The 25,232-nt window shown below is 74.6% G+C and carries 12 protein-coding genes; all 12 read left to right on the top strand.

Annotated features, from left to right (window positions below):
* The first annotated feature begins 4 nt into the window (after positions 1-4).
* Genes ACZ573_RS16455 through ACZ573_RS16400 form a run of 12 tightly spaced genes read left to right on the top strand, consistent with a single transcriptional unit; the run spans position 5 to position 25,140 of the window.
* Complete coding sequence (locus tag ACZ573_RS16455; RefSeq protein ID WP_471304319.1) at positions 5-1,669, top strand: condensation domain-containing protein; 1,665 nt, start codon at positions 5-7, stop codon at positions 1,667-1,669.
* The gene (locus ACZ573_RS16450; RefSeq protein WP_471304316.1) at positions 1,659-3,524 is read left to right on the top strand and encodes an amino acid adenylation domain-containing protein; all 1,866 of its coding nucleotides are present in this window, start codon (positions 1,659-1,661) and stop codon (positions 3,522-3,524) included. Before ACZ573_RS16455 ends, ACZ573_RS16450 begins: the two co-directional genes overlap by 11 nt.
* Positions 3,521-8,116 (top strand): type I polyketide synthase, encoded by a 4,596-nt coding sequence (locus ACZ573_RS16445; RefSeq protein ID WP_471304314.1) that lies wholly within the window; start codon positions 3,521-3,523, stop codon positions 8,114-8,116. Before ACZ573_RS16450 ends, ACZ573_RS16445 begins: the two co-directional genes overlap by 4 nt.
* A 2-nt stretch (positions 8,117-8,118) precedes the next feature.
* A complete protein-coding gene (locus tag ACZ573_RS16440) occupies positions 8,119-9,411 on the top strand; it encodes a MupA/Atu3671 family FMN-dependent luciferase-like monooxygenase (protein WP_471304312.1) in 1,293 nt (430 codons plus the stop codon).
* Positions 9,408-13,505 carry a non-ribosomal peptide synthetase gene (locus ACZ573_RS16435; protein WP_471304310.1) on the top strand — a complete coding sequence of 1,366 codons (4,098 nt, stop codon included), beginning with the start codon at positions 9,408-9,410 and terminating at the stop codon, positions 13,503-13,505. Before ACZ573_RS16440 ends, ACZ573_RS16435 begins: the two co-directional genes overlap by 4 nt.
* Positions 13,498-14,766 carry an MFS transporter gene (locus ACZ573_RS16430; RefSeq protein ID WP_471304307.1) on the top strand — a complete coding sequence of 423 codons (1,269 nt, stop codon included), beginning with the start codon at positions 13,498-13,500 and terminating at the stop codon, positions 14,764-14,766. Before ACZ573_RS16435 ends, ACZ573_RS16430 begins: the two co-directional genes overlap by 8 nt.
* Entirely contained in the window at positions 14,763-17,921 is a 3,159-nt protein-coding gene (locus ACZ573_RS16425) for a condensation domain-containing protein (protein WP_471304305.1), read from the top strand. Before ACZ573_RS16430 ends, ACZ573_RS16425 begins: the two co-directional genes overlap by 4 nt.
* Positions 17,918-19,507 (top strand): AMP-binding protein, encoded by a 1,590-nt coding sequence (locus tag ACZ573_RS16420; RefSeq protein WP_471304301.1) that lies wholly within the window; start codon positions 17,918-17,920, stop codon positions 19,505-19,507. Before ACZ573_RS16425 ends, ACZ573_RS16420 begins: the two co-directional genes overlap by 4 nt.
* A complete protein-coding gene (locus tag ACZ573_RS16415) occupies positions 19,504-22,029 on the top strand; it encodes a non-ribosomal peptide synthetase (RefSeq protein WP_471304299.1) in 2,526 nt (841 codons plus the stop codon). The genes ACZ573_RS16420 and ACZ573_RS16415 overlap by 4 nt, the downstream gene beginning before the upstream one ends.
* 3 nt (positions 22,030-22,032) lie before the next feature.
* Positions 22,033-23,289, top strand: coding sequence for an ATP-grasp domain-containing protein (locus tag ACZ573_RS16410; protein ID WP_471304297.1), 1,257 nt, complete (start codon positions 22,033-22,035; stop codon positions 23,287-23,289).
* Positions 23,282-24,010, top strand: a complete 729-nt coding sequence (locus ACZ573_RS16405) for an HAD family hydrolase (RefSeq protein ID WP_471304294.1) — start codon at positions 23,282-23,284, stop codon at positions 24,008-24,010. Before ACZ573_RS16410 ends, ACZ573_RS16405 begins: the two co-directional genes overlap by 8 nt.
* Complete coding sequence (locus ACZ573_RS16400) at positions 24,007-25,140, top strand: hypothetical protein (RefSeq protein WP_471304292.1); 1,134 nt, start codon at positions 24,007-24,009, stop codon at positions 25,138-25,140. The genes ACZ573_RS16405 and ACZ573_RS16400 overlap by 4 nt, the downstream gene beginning before the upstream one ends.
* Positions 25,141-25,232: the final 92 nt, after the last annotated feature.

Here is a 25,232-nt window from a genome sequence, read left to right as displayed (position 1 = left end):
AGTCATGGGATTCGTGGAGGAGGAGCTCGCCCAGATGTGGGCCGAGATCCTCTGCGCCACCGACGTGGCACTCGGCTCGCACTGGCAGGCGCTCGGCGGGCGGCCGGAAGCGGTACGCACCCTCGCCGACCGGATCGACGAGGAGCTCGGCGCCCGCGTCGAGCCCGCGGGGCTGCTCGACGCGGGCACCCTGGAGGGCATGGCCCGCCTGGTGCGCGGCGCCATGGCGGCCAGGAAGGCGGGGACGGGACCGGGGGCGGGAGCCGCGGCGGCCGGACCGTCGGGCCCGCGGGCCGGGGCACGTCCGGAGCGGCCCGCACTGTCCTTCGCCCAGCAGCGGCTCTGGTTCATGCAGCAGATCGACCCCGACACCACGCTCTACAACGTGCCGACCGTGCTGCGGCTGCGCGGCGCCCTCGACCACGGCCGGCTCGGCCGGGCGCTGACCGCGCTCGTCGCCCGGCACGAGGTGCTGCGCACGACCTACCAGGCGTCGTCCGGCGTGCCCCACCAGGCCGTCGCCGCACCAGGGGAGTTCCCGCTCCCGACCACCGACCTGAGCGCCGCGCCGGAGCCCGCGGCCGAGGCGGCGCGCATCGCCGCCGAGGTGGGCGCGTACGTCTTCGACCTCGCCGCCGACCTGCCGCTGCGGGCCCACCTGCTGCGGCTCGGCGCCGAGGACCACCACCTGGTGGTGACGTTCCATCACATCGCCATCGACGGCTGGTCCGTCGAGATCTTCTTCCGGGAACTGGGGGAGCTGTACGGCGACCCGGACGCGGATGCGGGCACGGACACGGGCGGCGCGCCCGCGCTGCAGTACGCCGACTACGCCGTCTGGCAGCGTGAGCGGCTCCAGGGCGACACCCTGGACGCCCTGACCGCCCACTGGCGGGCGGTGCTCGGCGACGACCCGCAGGCCCTCGCCGTGCCCACCGACCACCCCCGGCCCCGCCACCGGTCCTTCCGCGGCGCGGTCGTCACCCGCGATCTCGGGCCCGAACTCACCTCCCGTCTGCGGGAGTTCGGCCGCGTCGAGCGCGCAACGCTCAACATGACGCTGCTCGCCGGGTTCCAGGCGCTGCTCGCGGGCTGGTCCGGGACCGAGGACGTCACTGTCGGGATCCCGGTCGCGGGCCGCACCCGGCCCGAACTCCAGGAGCTCCTCGGCTGCCTCATCAACATGGTTCCGGTGCGTGTCGGACTCGGCGGGGACCCGGCCTTCCGGGGGCTGCTCGCCCGTACCCGCACCGCGCTGCTCGACGCCTCCGCGCAGCAGGAACTGCCCTTCGACAAGCTGGTCGAGGCCCTGGTCTCCCGGCGCAGCCGGGACTTCCTGCCGGTGTTCCGGGTGATGTTCAGCTTCCTCAAGGAGCAGTCGGACCCGGTCTTCGCCGGGCTGGGGCACTGCTCCCTCGACCTCACGGGACCGCAGGACACCGCGAAGTACGACCTCAGCCTGTACGCGCAGGAGAGCGGTGCGGGTGTCGCGCTGACCCTCGAATACGACACCGACCTGTTCGGGCCCGAAACCCCGGCCGCGCTGCTGGCCGCCTACGAGCAGACGCTGCACGACGCAATCACCTTCCCGGACGGGCCCGTGCTGGATCTCCCAGCGGTCCGCTTCCGGGTGTCCGGCACCGAGAGGAACACGCACCGTGACCGCTGACCCACTGGCCGCCCCGGGAACGGGCACCATCGACGCCTGGTTCGCGCGGCAGGCTTCGGCGCGGGGCGACGCGATCGCCGTGACCGGCATCGACGGCCGGCTGACCTACCGCGAGCTCGACCGCTCCGCCAACCGCCTCGCCCACCACCTGCGTTCCCTCGGCGTCGGCCCCGAAGTGCCGGTCGCCGTCTGCATGGAGCGCACCACCGCCCTGGTGACGGCGCTGCTCGCGGTGCTCAAGGCGGGCGGCGCGTACGTGCCGCTGGACCCGGCGAGCCCGGACGAGCGGATCGCCTTCACCCTCGCCGACGCCGGCGCCACCGTCCTGGTCACCGACCGGGACGGGCGGGGGCTGCCCGCCGCGCACACCGTCCTGACCGGCCCCGGCGGCACCGACCTCGGCGGCCACCCGGACACCGCTCCCGAGGACGCGGGCACCGGCCCGGCGAGCCTCGCGTACGTCATCTACACCAGCGGCTCGACCGGCACCCCCAAGGGCGTCATGATCGAGCACCGCAACGTGACGGGCCTGCTCACCGGCACCCGGGGCCACTTCGGCTTCGGCCCCGACGACGTCTGGTCCATGTTCGCCTCCGCCGCCTTCGACGTGTCGGTGTGGGAGATGTGGGGCGCGCTGCTGCACGGCGGGCGGCTCGTCGTCGTACCGGAGGAGACCCGGCGCTCGCCGCAGGAGTTCCACGCGCTGCTGAACCGCGAGCGGGTGACCGTCCTCAACCAGACCCCGGCCGCCTTCCGGCAGCTCGTGCGGTACGAGGAGGAACAGCCGCCCGCCGCCGGACCGGCCGCCCTCGACGCGCTGCGCCTGGTCGTCTTCGCGGGCGAGGCGCTGCCGCCCGAGATGCTGCGGCCGTGGATCGCCCGGCACGGTGAGGACCGGCCCGAGCTCGTCAACATGTACGGGATCACCGAGACCACCGTGCACTCCACCTACCGCCGGATGACCTCGGCCGACCTCGACGCCGGAGCCGGCTCCATGATCGGCGGGGCCTTCGGGGGCTGGACGATGGAGGTCGCCGCCGCGGACGGCACCCGGGCGGCCGACGGCGAGGCCGGCGAGCTCTTCGTCGGCGGCGCCGGGGTCGCCCGCGGCTACCTGGGCCGGCCGTCCCTGACCGCCGAGCGCTTCCTGCCCGACCCGGACGCGGCCGAGCCCGGCGCCCGCCGCTACCGCTCGGGCGACAGCGCCCGGCGGGGCGCGGACGGCGACCACGAGTACCTCGGCCGGCTCGACCACCAGGTCAAGGTGCGCGGTTACCGCATCGAGCTCGGCGAGATCGAGAACGCGCTGACCCGCCACCCGGACGTCCGGGACTGCGTGGTGATCGTCGACGAGGACTCGGTCGGCGAGCCGCGCCTGGTCGCGTACTGGGTGTCCGCAGGGGCCGGACCCGGCGACGGTACGACCGAGTTGCGCGAGCACCTGGGACGCACCCTGCCCGCGTACATGCTGCCGAACGTCTTCGTCCCGCTGGAGCGTCTGCCGCTGACCCTCAACGGCAAGGTCGACCGGCGGGCCCTGCCCGCGCCCGAGGCCGTACGCCCCGACCTGGGCGGCGGCTTCGAGGCCGCCGGCACCCCGGTGGAGAAGGCCCTCGCGGAGATCTGGGCCGATGTGCTCTCGGTCGACCGGGTCGGCCTCGACGACGACTTCTTCGACCTCGGCGGGCACTCGATGCTCGCGACCCAGGTCGTGGCCCGTTCGAAGGAGCAGTTCGGCGTCGCCGTGACGCTGCGGATCTTCTTCGACCTGCCCACGGTCCGAGAACTCGCGGCGGCCCTGGAAGAGCTGCTCGCCGCACCGTCCACAACCAACCCGCACGGGGAGAACGCATGACGTACGAAGCGGATCTGCCGCTGCCCGAGCAGTCCGTGGCCATCATCGGGATGAGCGGCCGCTTCCCCGGTGCCGGCGATGTCGACGCCCTGTGGCGCATGGTGGCGGCGGGCGAGGAGGGCCGCACCGACTACTCCGACGAGCAGCTCGCCGGGGCGGGCGTGCCCGAGGCGCTGCTCGGCGACCCGGCCTACGTGAAGTCGGGCTTCCCCGTCGAGGGGTTCGACCGGTTCGACGCCGAGTTCTTCGGCGTGACCCGCTCCGAGGCCGAACTGATGGACCCGCAGCACCGGTTGCTGCTGGAGACCGCCTGGCAGGCCCTGGAGCGGGCCGGCTACCCGGCGGGCTCCTTCGAGGGCCGCACCGGCGTCTTCGCCGGCACCTCGGGCAGCGGCTACCTGCGCGAGCGGATCGCCGACAGCGGCGGCGACGGCCGGATCTCCGACGAGATCCAGGTCGCGATCGGCAACGACCCCGGCATGCTGGCGCTGCGCGTCTCCTACAAGCTCGGTCTGACCGGGCCCAGCTTCACCGTGCAGAGCGCCTGCTCCTCCTCGCTGGTCGGCGTGCACCTGGCCGTGCAGTCGCTGCTCGCCCGGGAGTCCGATATGGCCCTCGCGGGCGGCGTCGCGGTGCGCGAGTTCGAGCCGCGCGGCTACCGCTACGAGGAGGGCGCGATCCTCTCGACGGACGGCCACTGCCGCCCCTTCGACGCGGACGCCTCCGGCACGGTCTCCGGCGACGGCGTCGCCCTGGTCGTCCTCAAGCGCCTGGAGGACGCGGTCGCCGACGGCGACCACATCCACGCCGTGATCCGCGGCTCGGCCGTCAACAACGACGGCGCCGCCAAGATCGGCTTCACCGCGCCGTCCCCGCACGGCCAGGCCGAGGTCATCGCCGAGGCGCTGGCCGTCGCGGGCGCCCCGCCCGCCACCGTCCAGTACGTCGAGGCGCACGGCACCGCCACCCCGCTCGGCGACCCGATCGAGGTGCAGGCGCTCACCGAGGCGTTCGGTCCCGACGTGGCCGCCGGCTCGGTCCACCTGGGCTCGGTGAAGTCCAACATCGGCCACCTCGACGCGGCCGCCGGCGTGGCCGGCCTGATCAAGGCCGCGCTCGCCCTGGAGCACCGCTTCATCCCGCCGACCGCGCACTTCCGTGCCCCCAACCCGCGGCTCGCCCTCGACAAGGGCCCGTTCGTGGTCACCGGCGAGGGCACCCCCTGGCCGCGTACCGCGACCCCGCCGCGCGCCGGTGTGAGCGCCTTCGGCATCGGCGGCACCAACGCGCACGTGGTCCTGGAGGCGGCCCCCGCCGTCGCCGCGGAACGCGGCGCGGACGGCGGCTGGCAGGTCCTGCCCCTGTCGGCCCGTACCCCCGAAGCCCTCGACGCCGCCGCGGAGCGCCTCGCGGACGCGCTCACCGGGAGCGGCGCGGCCCTCGCGGACGTCGCCCACACCCTGCAGTCGGGCCGCGTCGAACTCCCGTACCGCCGCGCCGTGGTGGCCGACAGCCCGGAGGGCGCCGCCTCCGCGCTGCGCCAGGACCGGCCCGCCCCGTCCGCCGTGGCCGCCGGGCAGGGCGGGGGGACGCCCGAGGTGGTGTTCCTCTTCCCCGGCCAGGGTGCCCAGTACCCGGGCATGGGCGCGGACCTTTACCGCACCGAGCCCGTCTTCCGCGCGGCCCTCGACCGGTGCGCCGAGCTCCTGCTGCCCCAGCTCGGCTGGGACGTCCGGGACGTGGCGTTCGCCGCCGACGGCGAGGAGACCCGCGAGCGGCTGCGGCAGACCCTCTACACCCAGCCCACCGTCTTCTGCGTCGACTACGCCACCGCGCAGCTGCTGCTCTCCTGGGGCGTCGAGCCGTCCGCCATGACCGGCCACAGCCTGGGCGAGTACGTGTCGGCCTGCCTGGCCGGGGTGTTCAGCCTGGAGGACATCCTGCGCGTGGTCGCCCGCCGCGCCCAGCTGATGCAGGACCTCGCGCCCGGCCGGATGCTGTCCGTGCTCCTCGACGAGGAGGCGCTCACCCGGGCGCTGGAGGGCCGCGCGACGATCGCCGCGGTCAACGCGCCCGGCTCCTGCGTGGTCGCCGGCACGCCCGAGGAGGTCGCCGGGGCCCGCCGGGTCCTGGAGGCCCAGGGCGCCTCCGTACGCGAGCTGGAGACCTCGCACGCCTTCCACACCGCGCTGGTCGAGTCCGCCCTGCCGGGCCTCGAGGAGGTGCTGCGCTCGGTCACGCTGAACGCGCCGGAGATCCCCTTCCTGTCCAACGTCACCGGTACCTGGATCACCGACGAGCAGGCCACCGACCCGGCCTACTGGGTCGCCCACACCCGCCGTCCCGTCCGGTTCTCCGACGGCATCGCCGCCCTCGCCCGGCGCGGACCCGCCGTGTTCGTCGAAGCCGGCCCCGGCAGCCAGCTCGGCGGGCTCGTCAAGACGCACCCGGAGCCGGGCCCCGTCGTCACCCTGCTGCGCAAGCCGCGCGCCGGAGCCGAGGCGCCCGCCGAGCACCGCGCGGTCCGCGAGGGCCTGGCCGAGCTGTGGCGCCACGGCGTCGGCGTCGACTGGAGCGCCCTGCACGAGGGCGGCGCGCGCCGCCGGGTGCCGCTGCCCGCCTATCCCTTCCAGGGCCGCAGCTTCCTGCTGCCCAAGCCGGCCGAGGCCACGAGCGTCCGCACCGACAGCGCGCGCTGGACGTACGCGCCGGTCTGGCACCGCGCGCCGCTGGCCGCCGCCCCCGAGCCGGCCGGACCGGCCACCTGGCTGGTGCTGGCCGACGAACGCGGACTGGCCGACGACCTGGCCGCCGCCCTGCGCGAGCGCGGCGACAGCGTCACCACCGTGCGCAAGGCGGCGGCGTACGCCCGCACCTCCGAGCGCGGCTTCGACGCCGACCCGGCGGACGCCGGGCACCTGGGCCGGGTCCTGGCGGAGCTGCGCCAGGACGGGTCGGCCCCGGACCGGATCCTGCACGCCTGGGCCGTCACCGGGCCGGACGGCTCGGCTCCGGCCACGGCCGCGGAGCGCTACGCCGACGGCGTGGCCACCGGCTTCCACAGCCTGGTCGCGCTGGCCCAGGCCCTCGGCGAGAGCGGCGCCGACACCCCGGTGCGCGTCGACGTCCTCACCGACCGGCTGCAGGACGCGCACGGCTCGGACGTGACCCGCCCCGAGCGGGCCGCCCTGTACGGGGCGGTCACCGTCCTGCCGCAGGAGTACACCTGGCTGACGTGCCGCAGCATCGACGTGCTGCCCCCGGCCGACACCGCCGCGCGGACGCGTCTGACCCGGCAGCTCGCCACCGAACTGGCCGGTCCCGGCACCGAGACCCTCGTCGCCTACCGCGGCACCCAGCGGCTGGGCCGCGCGTTCGCGCCGGTCGAGCCGGCGGCCGTACCCGTCGAGCGGGCCTGGCGGGCCGACGCCGGCTACCTGGTCACCGGCGTGTCCGGCGAGGCCGGGCTGAGCTTCGCCGAGCAGCTCGCCGGGGCGGGCGCCCGCCTGGTGCTCGTCGGGGACCCGCAGTTCCCGGCCGAGAGCGAGTGGGCCGCGCTGCCCGCGGGGGCCGAGCGGGCCCGCGCCGAGCGGATCGCCGCGCTGCGCGCCGCCCGTCCCGGTGCCGTCACCTACCGGGCGGCCGACCTGGCCGACCCGGAGCAGGCCCGGGCGCTCGTCGAGGAGGCCCGCTCCCTGCTGGGCGCCGTCGACGGCGTACTGCACTGCGCGGACGCCCGCGGCACCGGACTCGTCGCGCTCAAGTCGCGGGACGACTTCGAGGCCGTACTGGGGGCGCGGGTGCGCTCCACGCTGCTGCTCGAAGAGCTCCTCGCCGACGACGCGCTGGACTTCTTCCTCTCGGGTTCGGCCACCACCGGCATCGTCGGCGGCTTCGGCCAGGCCGACAACTGCGCGGCCGCCGCCTTCCTGGACGCCTTCTCCGCAGCGGGCTCCGCCCAGGGGCGCAACACCGTCACCCTCGACTGGTCGCAGTGGGAGTGGGACGACTGGTTCGAGCTGCAGATGGCCGGACTGCCCGAGGTGCGCGAGCTGTACGAGCGGCTGCGCGTGAGCCAGGGCATCCCCGTCGCCGACGGCCTCGCGCTGGCCCGGGCCGCGCTCTTCGCCGGCCTGCCCCAGCTGGTGGTGTCCCGGGCCGACTTCCAGGACGTCCTGGCCGACCAGCAGGGCATGACCGCGGCCTCCTTCACCAGCGCGCTCGGCAGCGGCCGGGGCGAGGAGAGCGACTGGGACCCCGCCACCGTGTGGCCGGACGACGAACTGGCCCAGTCGGTGGCCCGGGTGTGGCAGGAGATGCTCGGCGCCTCCCCGATCGGCCCGGACGACGACTTCTACGACCTGGGCGGGAACTCGCTGTTCGCCATCCAGATCGTGGGCCGGCTGCGCCAGGCGCACGGTGACTTCCCGATGAGCGCCGTCTTCGAGGCGCCGACCGTACCGGGGCTCGCGGCGGCGATCCGCGCACACCAGGCCGAGTCCATCGGCCTGGACGAGTTCGAGGCGATGCTGCGCGAGGTCGAAGCCCTCTCCGCCGCCGAGGCCGAGCACAAGCTGAAGGGTGACAGCTGACCATGGCTGACGAGAACACGACCACCGACGCCGAGGCGGCGCAGGCCCGCATGCTCCAGGAGCGGCTCGCCTCGCTGAGCCCGGACCAGCGCGAGGTCCTGCTGCGCGCGATGCGCGAGCGCGGCCTGAAGGCACCCGCCACCTTGGACGCGGGGGAGCGGGCCGGCGCCCGGCAGGCCGCCGCTCCGCGCCGCACCCGGCGCCCCGGCAGCACCATGGAGTTCAGCCTGTTCTTCTTCTCCGGCGACGGCACCGCCGCCGGCCCCGGGAAGTACGACCTCCTGATGGAGAGCGCCCGGTTCGCCGACGCCAACGGCTTCGCCGGGATCTGGGTGCCCGAGCGGCACTTCGTGGACTTCGGCGGGCTCTACCCCAACCCGTCGGTCCTGGCCGCGGCCATCGCCGTACAGACGCAGTCGATCCAGATCCGGGCGGGCAGCTGCGTCCTGCCGCTGCACCACCCGGTGCGGGTCGCCGAGGAGTGGGCGGTCGTCGACAACCTGTCCGGCGGGCGGGCCGCGATCTCCGCGGCCTCCGGCTGGCACCCCGACGACTTCCTCCTGGCCCCCGGCGACGGGCAGCAGCGCTACCCGCGCCGCAAGGAGGAGATGTTCGAGGCGATCGAGACGATCCAGCGGCTGTGGGCCGGGGAGAGCGTCGAACTGCCGCGCGCCGACGGCTCGCTCCAGCCGGTGCGCACCCTGCCGCGCCCGATCCAGCCCGAGCTCCCCGTGTGGGTGTCGGCGCAGGGCAGCCCCGAGACGTTCGTCAAGGCCGGTGAGGCCGGTGCGTACCTGCTGACCGGTCTCGTCGCCCAGCGGCCCGCCGACCTCAAGGACAAGATCGCCGCCTACCGCGAGGCACTCGTCGGAGCCGGGCACGACCCGTCCCGCGCCAAGGTCACCGCGATGGTGCACACGTTCCTGGACTCCGACGACGAGAGCGCCCGGGAGATCGTGCGGGAGCCGCTGACCGGCTACCTCAAGACCTTCCTCGCGCAGCAGGACAGCTTCGGCAGCGAGTACTCCAAGCTCTCCGAGGCCGAGCGCGACGTGATGCTGAACGCCACCTTCGAGCGGTACTTCGACACGCTCGCGCTGCTCGGCACGCCCGACAAGTGCGAGTCCCTGATCGAGGACCTGGTCGACATCGGCGTGGACGAGGTGGCCTGCCTGGTCGACTTCGGCCTCGCGCCGGGCCAGGTCGTCAAGGGTCTGGAACACCTCACCGAACTCAAGAACCGGTACCGGGCAGCCGAGGCCGTCGAGGCTGCCGCCGAAGGAGACCCGTCGTGACCGAACTCGCCAACCGGCTGGCCGGCCTCACCCCCGCCCAGCGGGCCCTCCTGGACAAGAAGATGCGCGAGCGCGCCCGTACGCCCTCGACGGCCGGCCCCATTCCCCGGCGCACGGGCGGCGACCGGGTGCCCCTCACGGTGGACCAGGAGCGCATCTGGCTGATCCACCAGTTCGACGCCGAAGACCCGCTCTACAACGTGTACTTCGCCTCGAAGCTGCACGGCGAGCTGGACCGGGACGCGCTCCAGCGCGCCACCGACGCCTTCGTGGACCGCCACGAGGCGATGCGCACCACCTTCGAGCAGGACGGCCACACTCCCGTCCAGGTCGTCCACCCCGCCATGGAGGTGCCGGTCCGCCACGTCGACCTGCGCTCCGTACCGCAGGAGCGGCGCGAGGCGGAGCTGACGCGCCTGGCCACCGAGGAGATGCGCGCCCCCTTCGACCTGGTCAAGGGACCGCTGCTGCGGATCGCGGTGCTGCGGGTCGCCGACGACCAGCACGTCCTGGTCGGCACCGTCGACCACCTGGTCTGGGACCGCGGCTCGATGGGCATCTTCAACGCCGAGTTCGCCGAGTTCTACACGGCGTTCGCGACGGGCCGGGAGCCCGGGCTGCCGCCCGTCGAGGTGCACTACGCGGACTACTCCGAGTGGCAGCCGCAGTGGCTGCGCGAGGAGGTCCGGCACAAGCACCTGCCGTACTGGAAGCAGCAGCTCGAAGGCGCCGAGCTGGTCCTGGAGCTGCCCACCGACCGGCCGCGCCCGCCGGTCATGACCTCCAACGGCGCCCGCTACCAGTTCCCGCTCACCCCGGAGCTCACCCAGGCGATCCGCGACCTCGCCAAGCGCGAGGACGTCACGATCAACATCGTGCTGCTCGCCGCCTGGAAGACGCTGCTGCACCGGCTCACGGGCCAGCAGGACGTCGTCGTCGGCACCACCTCCTCGACCCGCGGCAGGCCCGAGACCGAGCCGATGATCGGCTACTTCCTCACGATGCTGCCGCTGCGCACCACGGTCTCGCCCGCGATGACGGTGCGCGAGCTGCTCCGGGCGACCCGCTCCACCATGCTGGGCGCCTTCGACCACTTCGACATCCCGTTCGGCACCCTGCTGGACGAGCTCGACATCCCCCGGGACCCCAGCCGTACCCCGATCTACCAGGCCTCCTTCATCCTGGTGGACTTCGTCCACGAGGACCCGCCGCCGATGGCCGGGCTGCGCGTCGAGGAGCTGATGCTCGACAACGCCACCGCCAAGGACGACGTGTTCCTCGGGTTCCTCGACGACCCGCAGCTGGCCGCCGACCACCTCCACGGCCTGTTCGAGTACAACACCGACCTGTTCGACGAGAGCACGATGGCGCGGATGGCCCGCCAGGTCGTGCGCCTCCTGGAGCAGATGACCGAGGACGCGGGACGCACCGTCCAGGACCTGTCCCTGGTCGACGCCGGCGAGGCGCACACCCTGCTCGTCGAGTGGAACAGCACCGAGGCCGCGCGCGAGCCCGGCCTGGGCCTGGACGACCTGGTGCGCCGCCAGGCCGCCGCCACCCCCGACGCGGTCGCCGTCTCCTGCGGAGACGAGCGGCTGACGTACGGCGAACTCCTGGACCGCTCCGGCCGGCTGGCGTCCCACCTGCAGGCGCGGGGCGTGGTCCCCGAGACCGTCGTCGGCGTGTGCCTTGAGCGCTCGGTGGACCTCGTCGTCGCGCTGCTCGGCGTGATCATGTCGGGCGGCGCCTACCTCCCGCTCGACGCCGCCTACCCGGCGCAGCGCCTCGCCGACATGACCGGCGACGCCGGCACCGGCTTCCTGCTCACCCGGGAAGGCCTGCTCGGCGCGCTCGCCGGATGCCCCGGCGAGCGGATCCGCCTGGACACCGACGCGGAGGCGATCGCCGCCGCGTCCGCCGACCCGGCGAAGCCCGCCTCGGGCGAGGACCGGCTCGCGTACGTCATCTTCACCTCGGGTTCCACCGGCCGCCCCAAGGGCGTCGAGGTGACCCACCGCAACCTGGTCAACCTGCTGCTGTCGATGGCCCGCGAGACCGGGCTCGGCCCCGGCGACACGCTCGCCGCCGTCACCCCCGTCACCTTCGACATCGCGGGCCTGGAGCTGTACGCCCCGCTGATCAGCGGGGCCCGGGTGCACGTCGTCACCAAGGAGCAGGCCGTCGACGGCCGGCGCCTCGCCGCGCTGCTCGCCGAGACCGGCGCCACCGTCATGCAGGCCACCCCCGCCACCTGGCACCTGCTGGTGGAGGCGGGCTGGCACAACGACGGCTCGCTGCGCGTCCTGGTCGGCGGCGAGGCCCTGCCGCCCGCCCTGGCCGAGCAGCTGGTCCGCGAGCCCGGCCGCACCTGGAACGTGTACGGCCCCACCGAGACCACCATCTGGTCGACTTTCCAGCGCCTGGACAGCGGCACCGAGCAGATCTCCATCGGCCGTCCGCTCGACAACACCCAGGTGTACGTCCTGGACGACCGCCTCGCCCCGGTCCCCGTCGGCATGCCCGGTGACCTGTACCTGGGCGGCACCGGCGTCGCCCGCGGCTACCGCGGCCGGCCCGGCCTGACCGCCGAGCGGTTCGTGCCCGACCCGTTCGGCGGCCGCCCCGGTGCCCGCCTCTACTTCACCGGCGACAAGGCTCGGCTGCGCGAGGACGGCACGCTCGTCTTCCTCGGCCGCGACGACGGCCAGGTCAAGCTGCGCGGCTTCCGCATCGAGCTGGGCGAGATCGAGGCCCGGCTGGAGGAGCACCCGGCGGTGCGCCGCGCGGTCGCCCTGGTCCGTGAGGACCGCCCCGGCGACAAGCGGCTCACCGGGTACGTCGAGTCCGCCGACGGGACGCTGACCGCCGAGGAGCTGCGCGAGCACCTGCGCGGCTTCCTGCCCGACTACATGGTCCCCGCCGCGATCGTCCGCCTGGAGACCTTCCCGCTGAACACCAGCGGGAAGATCGACCGCCGGGCGCTGCCCGCCCCCGCCGTCGAGCGCGACGCGGCGAGCTACGTGCCGCCGCGCGACGCCGTCGAGCTGGAGGTCGCGCACATCTGGGAGGAGGTCCTCGGGGTCTCCCCGATCGGCCTGCACGACCGGTTCTTCGACCTGGGCGGCCACTCGCTGCTCGTGCTGCGCCTGATGGCGGAGATCGAGAAGCGGTTCGGGCAGCAGCTCCCGATGGCGGCGATCTTCCGGGGCGCCACCGTCGAGCGGTTCGCCCGGATGCTGCGCGAGGGCTACCAGGACGAGACCGGGGTGCACCTGGTCGAGCTCGGCTCCGGCGACGGCACCGGCTCCCCGGTGTTCTTCGCCCACCCGGCCGGCAGCGAGGTCGTCTGCTACATGCCGTTCGCAGCCCTCGTCGAGCCCGCCGGGCGCCCGCTGTACGCGCTGGCCTCGCCGCCGCCCACAGGCGGCGAGCTGCCGTTCACCGGCTTCGGCGACCGCGCCGCCCAGTACGCCGCGCTGATCCGCGAGACCCAGCCCGAGGGCCCCTACACGGTGGCCGGCTGGTGCTACGGCGGCGCCAACGCCTTCGCCGTCGCCGGGGAGCTGGAGAAGAGCGGCGCCGAGGTGTCGGTGGTCATGATGGACGCGCACGCCCCCGCCGTCGTACCGGCCGGCTCCGAGCCGGACCCGGCCGAGATCGTCGAGGCCATCGCCGCCAACCTGCAGTGGGACTACGGTCAGCGCCTCAAGCCGCTCGCCGAACTGCAGACCATGGACGAGGACGCGCACCTCGACTACCTGCTCGGCATCGCCCGCGAGTGCGACTACCTGCCGCCGGACGCCGGACGCGAGCAGATCCGCGACATCTACGAGCTGTGGGTCGCCAACCTGCGCCTGGTGTGGAACTTCCGGCCCGGCCCCGTCAAGGGCAAGGTCACGCTGATCCGCGCCGACGAGGAGGAGTGGGACCTCGCCACCTCCTGGAACGAGTTGACCGGGCAGCACTTCGACGTCCGCACGGTCGGCGGCAACCACTACACGATGATGCGCCACCCCCACATCGAGGGCGTCGCCGAAGTCCTCAACGAGGTACTGAACGGCGCTGCCGGGAACGGTGGGGGAGACGATGCTTGAGCTGCTGAAGGACCGGACGTACATCCGGTACTGGCTGGCCGTCGTCGCCTCCTTCCTCGGTGACGCCATCACCAAGATCACCCTGATCTACGTGGTGGCAACCGAGACCGACGACCCGGTCCTGTACGTGTCCCTGGTCGTCATCGCGCAGCTGCTGCCCTTCGGCGTGCTCGGCGCGTTCGTGGGACCGCTGGCCGACCGGCTGCCGGCCCGGCTGCTCATGGTCGGCTCGGACCTGGTCCGCGTCGCCCTGGTGCTCGCGATGATCGCCGTACGGGACTCGCCGCTGCTGCTGCTCGTGCTCATCCTGCTCAGCGGCATCGCCAAGGCCTTCTTCGAGACGGCCCGCATCACCGCGATCCCGCTGATCGTGCGCGGGCACAGCATCCCCACGGCGGTCGCCCTCTTCCAGTCCACCAACCACACCCTCAACCTGGTGGGCCCCGCGCTCGGCGGGCTGCTCATCGCCTTCGGCAGCGTCACCACGGTCTTCGTGCTCGACGCCGTGACGTTCGTGCTCTCGGCGCTGCTGCTCGCCAGCATGGCCGTGCTGCGGGAGGTGCCCGTGCGGGGCGCCGACAGCGGCCGCGAGGGGTACTGGCAGTCCCTGCGCACCGGCATCTCCGGTGTGCTCGCCGTACCCTCGCTGCGCTTCCTGGCGATCGTCATGGTCCCGGTGATGCTGGTCCTCGGCCTGTTCACCACCAACCTCAACTCCCAGCTCCTGAGCGTCTTCGAGCTGCCGGCCTTCGAGTACGGGCTGGCCCAGGCCGGCTTCGGCGCGGGCTGCGTGATCGGCGCGCTCACCGGTCCGCCGCTGGTGCGCCGGTTCTCCGACCGGGGGCTGCTCATCGGGTCGATCGTGCTCTTCGGCGCCTCCCTGCTGCTGCTCGCCCCCACGGGCACGGCATGGGAGGCCACCGACCAGGGCGCACTCGGTCTGACCGTCGTCCTGCTCTGGTGCGTCCTGGCCGGTCTCGGCTCGGGGCTCTTCCAGGTGCCGGTCGCCAACACCCTCCTCAGCGACCTGCCCGAGGAGCTGCGCGGCCGCGGCGTCGGCCTGCTCAACGCCCTGATGGTCAACTTCACCGTCCTCGGCGTGGTCGTCGGCGGCCTGCTCGCCGGACTCGTCGGCATCGCCGAATCCATCGTCGTCGCCGGCGCCGTCCTCGTCGTCGCGGCCCTCGTCCTGCTCGTCCCCCGGCTGCGCGGCGGCCGCGGCGGGCGGGCGGGCACCCCGGAACCGGAGGCCGTCGCATGAGCACGCCCGCCCTGCCCACGCTTCCCCTGACCCCCGCCCAGCGGCGGCTGTGGGCCCTGGGCCAGCTCCGGCCCGGCGACCCGTTCTTCAGCATCCCCTTCGCCGTCACCATCGAGGGCCCGCTCGACGCCGACGCCCTGCAGCGCGCCCTAGACGCCCTCGTCCGGCGGCACGACGCGCTGCGGGTGCGCATCGTGCGGGACGCCGACGGCGAGCCCGTGCAGCGGATCGGGGCGCCCGCTCCGGTCGCCCTCGACGTGGTCGAGGCGACGCGGGAGGAGGCGGCCGCCCGCGCGGAAGCCTTCGCCCGCACCCCCTTCGACCTCGACGGCGGACCGCTGCTGCGGGCCGAGCTGCTGCGCCTGTCCCGGACGCGGCACCAGCTCCTCGTCGGCGTCCACCACATCGTGTTCGACGGGGCCTCGCTGGAGCTGTTCACCGCCGAACTCGTCGCCCTGTACGGGGCGTTCGCGGACGGCCTCGCCGACCCGCTGCCCCGTCCCGCCGTCGGGTACGGGGAGTTCCTCGCCGCGCGCACCGCGCTGGACGAGGAGGCCGGGCCCGAACGGCTCGCCTACTGGACACAGCGCCTGGCCGGCGCCCCCGAACTCCTCGAACTGCCGCTCGCCGGGCCCCGCCGGGCGCGGGCCGGGCACGCCGGGGCCCGGGTCACCACCGTCGTACCCGCGCCGGTCGTGGAGCCGCTGCGCCGGCTGGCCCGCACCAAGCGCGCCAGCCTGTTCATGGTGCTCAAGGCCGCGGTGGACGTGGTGCTCAGCCAGTACGGCGGCACCGACGTGCTGACCGGCATGGCCGTCTCCGGCCGCGACACCACCGAGAGCGCCGGCGTGATCGGCTACCTCACCCGGCCCGTCGTCCTGCGCGGAGAGCTGGCCGGCGACCCGGAGTTCACCGACCTGGTCGGCCGGGTGCGCGGGGACCTCCTCGACGCCCTCGACCACCCCGACCTGCTCGTCGACGAGGTCATGGACCGGCTCGGGCTCGCCCGCGACCCGAGCTACCACCCGCTCTACCAGGTCATGTACACGCACGCGCCGGCCGCGCCCGTCCACGAGGCGGCAGGCTCCCGGTTCGGCGCCGCCGAGCTGCGCCTGCCCACCATGAAGACCGATCTGGCGATCGACACCGTGGAGACCGAGGACGGCCTGCTGGCCCTCGCGGACTACCGCACCGACCTCTTCGACGAGGCCACCGCCCGGCTGCTGCTCGACCGGCTGCGCACGGTCCTGGAGCGGATCGGCGCGGACCCGCAGTCCCGCGTCTCCGCGCTGCTGCGCACCGAGGCCCCGGAGCCCGTGGCGGCGTACGAGGACGAGGCCACCCTGCACGGGCTGGTCGCCGAGCAGATCGCCCGCACCCCCGACGCGGTCGCGGTGGCCGCGGGGGCGCGCACCTGGACGTACCGCGAACTCGACCGCGCGGCGGACCGGGTGGCGGCGCGCCTGCGGGCGCTCGGGGCCGGCCCCGAGACCCCCGTCGGGGTGTGCGTACCGAAGTCCTTCGCGCTGGCCGCGGCCCAGCTCGGGGTGGTCCGGGCGGGCGGCACGTGCGTACCGCTCGACCCGGAGCTGCCCGCCTTCCTGCTGCGGCTCGCCGTGGACGACGCGGGACTGCGGACGGTCCTCGCCGACCCGTACTCCGGCGCGCTGTTCGACCACACCCAGGTCGACGTGCTCGACCCGGAGGACGCTGCCGGCGAGGACCCGGCGGCGCCGCAGGCCTCGGGGGTCACCGCGCGGGGCGCCGCCTGGGTGCTGCGCACGGCCGGTGTCACCGGCGAGCCGCGCGCGGTCGTCGCCGAGCACCGCAATCTGGTGTCCCGGCTGCGCTGGGCCCACCGCGAGCTGCCCGGGGCCGCCTTCGACGCGGTCGCCCTGCTGGCGGCCCCGGACTCGCCGGCCGCGTTCCTGGAGCTGTTCGGCCCGCTGACCCGGGGCGGCCGCGCGGTCGTCCCCGCCGGCGGCGACGCGGCCACCGTGCTCGCGGCCCCCGCCGAGCTCGCGGGGCTGCTCACCGGCGGCGCGCGGGTCCCCGTACTCACCACGGGCGAGCCCCTGTTCCCCGCCACCCTCGCGGCCGCGGTGGCCGCCGGGGCCACGGACGTGCACCAGCTGTACATGTGCGCCGAGACGGCCGGCCCCGCGCTCGCGGGCCCGGCGCGGTCCCCGCAGGGGGAGGGCTACGGCCCCCTGCCGCTGGGGCTCCCGGCCGGCGCCACGGCGTACGTCCTGGACGCGCGCGGTGCGATCGCGGCGACCGGCGCGGTCGGCGAGCTGCACATCGGCGGCCCGGCCGTCACCCGCGGCTACGTGGACCGGGCGCGCGCCACCGCCGAACGGTTCCTGCCCGATCCGTTCGGCCAGGAGCCCGGCGCCCGCCTGTTCGTCACCGGCGACCTGGCCCGCCGGCTCCCCGACGGGCGGATCGTCCTCGCCGGCCGGTCCGGCGACCAGGTCCTGGTGCGGGGCGTCCGCGTGGCCGCCCTCGACGTGGAGGCCGCGCTGCTCGCGCACCCCGGTGTCGTCCGGGCGCAGGTCCTGACCGACCCGGCCGACGGCACCCTCGCGGCGGCCGTGGCGGCCCGGCCGGGCGCGGACCTCACCGTCGACGCACTCCGCACCCACCTGCGGGACCTGCTGCCCGGCCATCTGCTGCCCACCCGGCTGCACCTGGCCGACCGGCTGCCGCTGCTCCCGGCCGGCCGCCCCGACCGGGAGGCGATCGCCGAGCTGCTCGCCGAGGCGGCCGCCGCCGGGGCCGGGCAGCCGGCCGACGGGGCCGACGCGCAGCCGGCGAGCGACGCCGAGCGGACCGTCGCCACGGCCTGGGAGCAGGTGCTGGGCCGGCCGGTCGGAGCGTCGGAGAACTTCTTCGACGCCGGCGGCAACTCGCTGCTCCTGATCCGGCTGCGCGACCGGCTGCGCGGCGCACTGGAGCGGGAGGTCGACGTGGTGGACCTGTTCCGGCACTCCACCGTGAAGGCCATGGCCGCCTTCCTGGGCGGCGCCCCCGCCACGGACGCCCCGTCGGCCGCCGGGGAGCGCGGGCAGAGCCGGGCCCAGGCCCGCGCCGAGGCCATGCGCGCCCGCGGCCGCACCCGCCAGACCAGCACACCGATACCGAGGAAACGATGAACGACCGGCAACAGCGCACGCTCTACCAGTGGTTCGAGGAATCGGCCCTGCGGCACCCCGGCCTGCCCGCCCTGGAGATCGGCGACGAGGTACTGACCTACGGCGAGGTGCGCGCCCTCGCGCTCACCCTCGCCGACCGCATCGCCGCCAAGCACGGCTCGCTGCCCACCCGGGTGGCGCTCGCCGCCACCCGCTCGGTCGCCGCGTACGCCGGATACCTGGCGATCCAGCGGCTCGGCGCGAGCGTCGTCCCGCTCAACCCCGACTACCCCGCGCAGCGCAACCTGGACATCGCCCAGCGGGCCGGTGTGCAGGTGGCCCTGGTGGACACCCGGTCCGCCGGCCTGTTCACCCGGCTGCCCGAGCGCCACCGGCCGACCGTCCTCGGACTCGACGAGGACGAGCGGGTGTCCGCGGCGGCGGCCGGGGTGCTGGAGCAGTCGCTGCCGCCGGTCCCGGACGATCCGGACCGCGAGGCGTACCTGCTGTTCACGTCCGGTTCCACCGGCCAGCCCAAGGGCGTGCCGATCCGGCACCGGAACACCTCGCTGTTCATCGCGCACAACATCGAGCGGTACGAGATCGCGCCGGGTGCCCGGCTCACCCAGACGTTCGGCCTGACCTTCGACGCGAGCCTCATCGACCTGTTCGCGACCTGGGGCGGCGGCGCCACCCTGGTGGTGCCGCTCGCCGCCGACCTGTACCGGCCGGTCGACTTCATCGTCGAACGCGAGCTCACCCACTGGTTCTCGGTGCCCTCGGTGATCCGGGAGGCGCAGCGGCTCGGCAACCTGCCCCTGGGGCGCGCCGTGAAGCTGCGGCACAGCATGTTCGGCGCCGAGCCGGTCACCGCGCAGCACGCCGCACTCTGGCGCGAGGTGGCCCCGAACGCCGTGATCCACAACGTGTACGGGCCCACCGAGCTGACGGTGTGCTGCACCCACCACGCGCTGCCCGGGCCGAGTACGGACTGGCCGGAGTTCTCCAACGGCACCGTGCCGATCGGCGTCCCCTTCCCCGGCATGGAGATGGTGCTGCTGGACGAGGACGGCCTGGCGGCCGACGAGGGCGAACTGTGCGTGCGCGGCCCGCAGCGCTTCGGCGGCTACCTCGACCCGCGCGAGAACGCGGGGCGGTTCGTGTCGTACGAGCCCGGCGGCGGCCCCGCCGCGGGCTACGACGGCAGCACCGCGCTGACCGACGCCCACTGGTACCGCACCGGTGACCGGGTCCGGCGCGAGAACGGGCTCTACGTGCACTGGGGCCGCCTCGACCAGCAGGTCAAGGTACGCGGCTTCCGGATCGAGCTCGGCGAGGTCGAGGCGGCCGTGCACCGCCACCCGCACGTCATCGACGCCGCGGTGCTCGCCCTGCCCGGCCCGGACGGCGAGACCGAGCTGGTCGGCGCCTACGCGGGCCGCGAGGTGGACCCCGAGCGGTTCGACGCCTGGCTGCGCGAGCTGCTGCCGCTGCACATGGTGCCCGCCTCGCTCACCCACCTGCCGGGCGGGCTGCCGCTCAACGACAACGGAAAGACGGACCGCAAGGCACTGGCGCGGATCCTCGACACGACGGAGGGGTCATGACCGACGCGCTGGAGTACTGGCGAACCGAACTGGCGGGCCTGGAACCGCTGGAGCCGGCCACCGACCGGCCGCGCCCCTCGGCGCGCACCGGCGCCCTGGGCCACGTCACCCGCACCGTCCCGGCCGGTACGGCGCAGGCGCTGGACAAGGCGGCCGCCGAGTACGGCGCCCCGCTGTCCGCCGTGCTGCTCGCCGCCTACCAGGTGCTGCTCGGCCGGTGGACCCGGCAGCGCGACCTCGCGGTGGGCGTCCCGGGCGCCGACGGCGGCCTGGCCGTCGTACGCGCCGACCTGACCGCGGGCCCGGCCTTCGCCGAGCTCGTGGCCCGGACCGACGCCGCGCTGGCCCGCGGCCGGGCCGCCGCGCTGCCGGTGGCCCGCCTGGCCGCCGCGTTCGAACCCGGAGCAGACGGCCACCACCCCGTCGTCCAGGCCCTGTTCACGGACGGGCCGGCCTACCGGGCCGACGGGGTGTGCCCGCCCGACCTGACCCTCGCGCTCGACCGGGACCACGGCCGTGATGGCCTCGGCCTGCACGTCGGCTTCGCCGCCGAGCTGTTCGACGTGGCGAGCGCGGAGCGGTTCACCGACGGCTACCTCACCCTGCTCACCGCGATCGCCGAAACCCCCGGCATCGCGCTGGACGGACTCGATCCGCTCGGCGCCGCCGAGCGCGAGCTGCTGCTCACCGGCTGGGGCCGCGGCCGCGCCGCATTCCCCGAGGCCGCCGACGCGGCCGCCGCCGTGGACGTGGCCGGTCTGGTCGCGGGGCAGGCCCGGCGCGTCCCCGACGCCGTCGCGGTCGTCTTCGGCGCCGAGGAGGTCACCTACCAGGAGCTCGACGGCCGCGCCGACCGCCTCGCCCACCACCTGCGCGGCCTCGGCGCCGGCCCCGACGTGCCCGTCGCGGTCTGCCTGGAGCGCGGCCCCGAACTGATCGTGGCGCTGCTCGCCGTGCTCCGCTCGGGCGCGGCCTACGTGCCGCTCGACCCCCAGCACCCGGTCGACCGGCTGGAGTTCGTCCTGCGGGACACGGCCGCGCCGGTGGTCGTCACCCAGGAGTCGCTGCGCGGCCGGCTGTCCGGCGGCGACGGGGCGGGGCCCCGTAGCCTCGTCGCGGTCGACACCGACGCCGCGGCGATCGCCGCTTCCCCCGTCGTGGAAGCGGCGGCGGCCGCCGGGCCCGGGCACCTCGCCTACGTCCTCTACACCTCCGGCTCCACCGGCACCCCCAAGGGCGTCGCCGTCACCCGGGGCGGCTTCGGCAACCTGCTGTGCGGCATGCGGGAGACCTTCCCGGCACCGGCGAACGAGCGGGTCCTGTTCACCACCTCGGCCACCTTCGACATCGCGGGCGTCGAGGTGTTCCTGCCGCTGATCACCGGCGGCCGGATCATCGGCGCGTACCAGGACCAGATCCACAACCCGCCCGCCCTCGTCGAGCTGATCGACCGGCACGCCGTGACCCTCGTCCAGGCCACGCCGTCCGCGCTGCGCCCCCTCCTGGACGCCCTCGGCGACCGGCCGCGCGCCCTGGAGATCTTCGCCGCCGGAGAGGCCCTGCCCGCCGGACTGGCCGCCCGGATGCTGCGCGCCGGCACCCGGGTCCTCAACGGCTACGGCCCGACGGAGACCACCGTCTACGCCTCGGTCGCCGAGATCACCGGCGCCGCCGGCGCCGTCCCCATCGGCCGCCCCACCGCCGGCACCGAGCTGTACGTCGTCGACGACGCGGACCGCCCGGTCCCCGTCGGCGTACCCGGCGAACTGCTCATCGGCGGCGCCGGCGTGGCCCGCGGCTACCTCGGCCGCGACGACCTGACCGCCGAGCGCTTCACCCGCAACCCGTTCGCCGAAGGCCAGGTCTACCGCACCGGCGACCTGGTGCGGTGGCTGCCCGGCGGCGAACTGGAGTTCCTCGGCCGCCTCGACCACCAGGTCAAGGTCCGCGGGTTCCGCATCGAACTCGGCGAGATCGAGGCCGCGCTGCTCGCCCACGAGGACGTCGGCACCTGCGCCGTCACCGTCCGCGAGGACGTGCCCGGGGAGAAGACGCTCGTGGCGTACGTCGTCCCGGTGTCCGGCCGCCCGGTGCCCGGCATCGGCGCGCTGCGCGACTGGTGCGGCCGCACCCTGCCCGGCTACATGGTGCCCGGTACGTACGTCTTCCTGGACCGGATGCCGCTGACCAGCAGCGGCAAGACCGACCGCAAGGCGCTGCCCGCGCCGGACGGCGAACGCACCGGCCTGGAGACCGAGTTCATCGCCCCGCGCACCCCCGCCGAGCGGGCCGTGGCCCGGGTGTGGGCCGAGACGCTGTACGCCGACGAGGTCGGCGCCGGGGACGACTTCTTCGACCTCGGCGGCGACTCGCTGACCGCGACCCGGGTGGCGCTGCGGCTCCAGGAGGAGTTCGGCCTGGAGATCCCGGTGCGCACCCTGTTCACCTACTCGACCGTCGAGTCGCTCGCGGGGGCCCTGACCGTCGCCCGCCGCACCGGCGCGTTCCCGGCCGGAGGCTGACCCATGACCGCGAACCCCGCCAACCCCGTGCTGCTCGTCGTCTACGACGCCGGCAGCCTCGCACCCACCCGGCTCGCCGAGGCGGCCCGGCAGGCCGGCTGTGATCTGGTGTTCGTGACCGCGGACACCGCCCACGCCCAGGAGATGATCCCGACCCTGGAGATGGTCGGCACCGTGGTGAACACCGCGGGCCGCACCGAGGCACAGACCGAGGAGGCGCTGCGCGCGCTCGCCCCGGCGGGCATCATCACCTTCAGCGAGTTCCAGATCGCCCCCACCGTGCGGCTCGCCGAGGCGCTCGGCCTGCGCTACCACCGGCCGGCCGACGTCGACGCCATCACCCACAAGGACCTGCAGCGCCGGCGGTTCGCCGAAGCGGGCGTCGACAGCGTGCGCTTCCGCACCCTGACCGACCCGGCCCAGGCCGACGAGGCGATCGCCTACGTCGGACTGCCGGCCATCATCAAGCCGGTGATCGGCGCGTCCAGCCGCAACACGCAGGCCGTCGCCACCCCGCAGGAGTGCCGGGCCGCCCTCGCCACGATCTTCACCGGCTCGGACGGCGGGCCCGCCGAGACGGCCGTGATGCTGGAGGAGCTCCTGGTCGGGCGGCCCACCCCGGCGCCCTGGGGCGACTACATCGCGGTGGACTGCGTGGCCGACGGCGACGACGTCCGGCCGGTGTTCGTCACCAGCAAGTTCGCCCTGGCCGAGCCGTTCCGCGAGCGCGGTGGCTACGGCGGCTTCTCCGTCGTGCCGGAGGCCGAGGAGCGCGAGGTCCGTGACCTCGCCTGCCGCGCGGTGCGCGCCCTGAACATCCACGGCGTCGCCGACGTCGAGATCAAACTGACCGCCGACGGCCCCCGGGTCATCGAGGTCAACGGCCGGCTCGGCGCCTGGGTCGACGACCTCGCCGTCCGCTCCGGCACCTCCGACCCGGCGTACGTCGCGGTCGCCGCCGCGCTCGGCCTCCCGTACGAGACCCCCGAGGTCAAGCAGGGCGGGCCGATCGCCTTCCACTACCTGACCGTGCCGCCCGTCGGCGCCCGCCGGGTGCGCGCCATCCGGGGCGTCTCCGCGCTGCGCCGCCTCGCCCGTGTCGACCGGGTCGTCGTCCTCGCCGAGCCCGGCGCCGACGTGGACTGGCGGATCGGCGCGCGCGGCAACACGGCGGCCGTCATCGGCTCCGCCGCCACCCATGAGGAACTGGCCGCGACCGTCGCCGCCATCGAGAGCGTGGACTGGATCGACTATGAGTGAGTTCCCCGTACGAGCGGCCGAGTTCGTCGTCTTCGACCTCGACGGCGTCCTCGTCGACACGCAGGATGCCGAGAACGGCGGGATCGCCCACGTCGGCGAGATGATGGGCCTGCGGCTGGACAAGGACCAGCGGGACGAGCTGTTCTCCGGCAAGAAGATGCAGGAGTGCTTCGACCTGATGGCGGACCTGTCGGGCAACGCCCCGCCGCAGGACGCCATGGTGATCGCCCGCGCCCGGTGCGAGGAGCTGATCGGCGACCGCATCGAGCCCATCGACGGCGTCGCGTACGCCCTCGAACAGCTCGCCGCCGCCGTCGGCGACCGCATGTGCGTGGCCTCCAACAGCCCGCTCGCCATCATGCGCAGCCGCCTGGAGAAGGCCCGCATCCTGCACCACTTCGGCGACCGGCTCTTCTCGGCGTACGACGCCGACGCCTGGAAGCCCGACCCGAAGCTCTTCCGCTGGGCCGCCGAGAGCTGCGGTGTCACGCCCGACGAGTGCGTCGTGGTCGAGGACAGCCCGGTCGGCGTGGACGCCGCCGTGGCCGCCGGGATGCGGGTCCTGCAGTACACCGCCGACCCGGCCACCCCGCCCCACCGGGAGGGCGCCCTCACCTTCCCGTCCATGCGCCTGCTGCCCCAGCTCGTCCGCGACGCCCACCTGATGGCGCCCGTCGCCGCCCCCTTCGCCGCTGCCGCACCCTTCGGAGGTACCTCATGAACAACGCCCGCAAGATCATGGTCCTGGGTGCCGGCGACATCGGCCGCCGTGTCTTCCACGAGCTGGCGCACAGCCCGAACCCCCGCCACGTCCAGCTCGTCGGCCGCGACGAGGAGACCGTCCTGAAGGCCGCGAACCTGACGCGTTTCTGCAGCGTCCAGCGCGGATACACCAACGAGGTCAGCCACGCGCAGACCGACATCACGGACGTGGCGCGCACCGCCGAGCGGATATCCGCCTTCGACCCCGACATCATCTTCCTGGCCGTCAGCTACCAGTCCTGGTGGGTCATCTCCACCCTCCAGCAGGACGCCTTCCAGCGGGTCTACGCCGCCAACTACGGCCCGTGGCTGCCCATGCACCTGGTCCCGGTGATGAAGGCCATGGAGGCCGTGCGCCTCTCCGGCACCCAGGCCCTGGTCGTCAACGCCGCCTACCCCGACGCCGTGCACCCCGCGCTCACCGCGATCGGCCTCTCCCCGGACATCGGCATCGGCAACGTCGCCAACAACGTCCCGGGCATCACCGCCGTGGCCGCCGACGAGCTCGGCCGCAGCACCGCCGACGTCGAGGTGCGCCTGGTGGCCCACCACTACGTCTCTCACCGCCTGTCCCGCACCGGCAACAGCGGCCCCGCCGGCATGGGCCTCGGCATCCGGCTCGACGGGCGCGACGTCACCGGCGAGCTGGACGTCGCGGAGCTCCTGAACCGGCTGCCCGGCGCGTACCGCCGTACCGGCGGCCTGCCCGGCCAGACGATGACCGCGTCCTCCGCGCTCAGCGTGCTGGAGCCGCTCGCCGACGGGCGCGACGCGGTGGTCCACGCACCCGGCGCGGACGGGGCGCTCGGCGGCTACCCGGTGGCGATCGAGAACGGCAAGTTCCGCGCGCTGCTCCCCGACGGCATGACGGCGGACCAGGCGCACGCCATCAACGTCTCCGGGCAGCTGCACGACGGCATCAGCGAGATCCGCGCGGACGGCACCGTCGTCTTCGAACCCTCCGCCATGGCGATCATGAAGGAGGAACTCGGTTACGACTGCGCCGAGATGAAGCTCTCGGAGGCCGAGGGACGGGCCCAGGAGATCGCCGAGCGCTTCGCGGCGTACCGGGACCGCACCGCCCGCTGACCGGGCTCCTCCGCGAACGCCGCCGGCGGCCGGGACGGGCCCCGGCGGCGTTCGCGCGCCGCACCACACGACGCACGAGCTCCACGGAGAGG

Source organism: Streptomyces sp. NPDC040545 (assembly GCF_055595065.1).
This window is presented reverse-complemented; position numbering and strand designations above follow the sequence as displayed.